Genomic DNA, 1,056 nt, shown 5'->3' on the forward strand with positions numbered 1-1,056 from the left:
GACACCTACTGGAAATAAAAAATGGCCCATAGCCTGATTCGTGTAGAATGAAAGTTACCACACCAGCATTCACACAAGGAGAATCAGTCCATGAGTTATTCACATCTTAGCATAATCGAACGCAGCAAGCTAGAAATCCTACATCGACAAGGGAAAAGTGCAAGAGCCATCGCCGAGGAACTTGGTCGGCATCATACGACCATTTGTCGGGAGATCAGCCGGAATGTTCACCTAGAATCTTACCAGGCAGAAAGCTCACAACAAGCTTATGTGCAGCGCCGCAAAGCCTCGGTATCCAAGGGCAAATGGACGAAAGATCATGCTGAAGAACTGGAAGAGAAGTTGCATGCCACATGGTCTCCTGAGCAGATTGTGGAGCGCTTTAAAACTGAAAATCGTCCCAGCGTATGTTTTAAAACCATCTACCGCTGGATCTATGCAGGTCGTCTATTGAAAGGTGCTTTGCATGTACTCCGACACAAGGGTAAGCGTCAGAAACCCGCGGAAACCCGCGGTAAGTTTGCGGTAGGCAGACCCATTTCCCAGCGTCCGAAGGACGTTCGCTCTCGGGAAACATTTGGGCATTGGGAACTGGACACGGTGGTTTCGGGACGTGGAAAGAGCAAGGGGTGTTTACCAACCTTCATTGAACGTAAAACACGCCTGTACACCGCGATTCAAATGCCTGATCGGACGGCTCTATCGATGGAGATTGCCTTTGGTGTAGCCGCTGCTCAGTATCCTGCTGCGGCTTTTCAAACTGCTACAACAGACCGTGGCAAGGAATTTGCCTGCTACGCGAACCTGGAAGAAACGCACGACGTACAGATCTATTTTGCCGACCCTTACTCTTCCTGGCAACGAGGTTCAAATGAGAATGCAAACGGTTTACTTCGTGAGTTTTTTCCCAAGGGCACAGACTTTACTCAAATATTAGATGCAGCATTGGAGCGTTCGCTTCATTTAATCAACCATCGCCCTCGGAAATGTCTGGGCTGGAGAACCGCTCACGAATCTTTCACAGAGGAACTGTCGCACTTGGTTTGACAATCTGTC

Annotated in this window: 1 protein-coding gene; it reads left to right on the forward strand. The window is 48.9% G+C overall.

Annotated elements, in window-relative coordinates:
- Positions 1-90 precede the first annotated feature (90 nt).
- Positions 91-1,047 carry an IS30 family transposase gene (locus P364_RS0134275; protein ID WP_024634462.1) on the forward strand — a complete coding sequence of 319 codons (957 nt, stop codon included), beginning with the start codon at positions 91-93 and terminating at the stop codon, positions 1,045-1,047.
- Positions 1,048-1,056 lie beyond the last annotated feature (9 nt).

Source organism: Paenibacillus sp. MAEPY2, from assembly GCF_000499205.1.
GTDB classification, from domain to species: Bacteria; Bacillota; Bacilli; order Paenibacillales; family Paenibacillaceae; genus Paenibacillus; species Paenibacillus vandeheii.

Excerpts from the sequence above, each read along its gene's own strand:
- P364_RS0134275 (WP_024634462.1), top strand. The coding sequence starts at position 91 with ATGAGTTATTCACATCTTAGCATAATCGAACGCAGCAAGCTAGAAATC.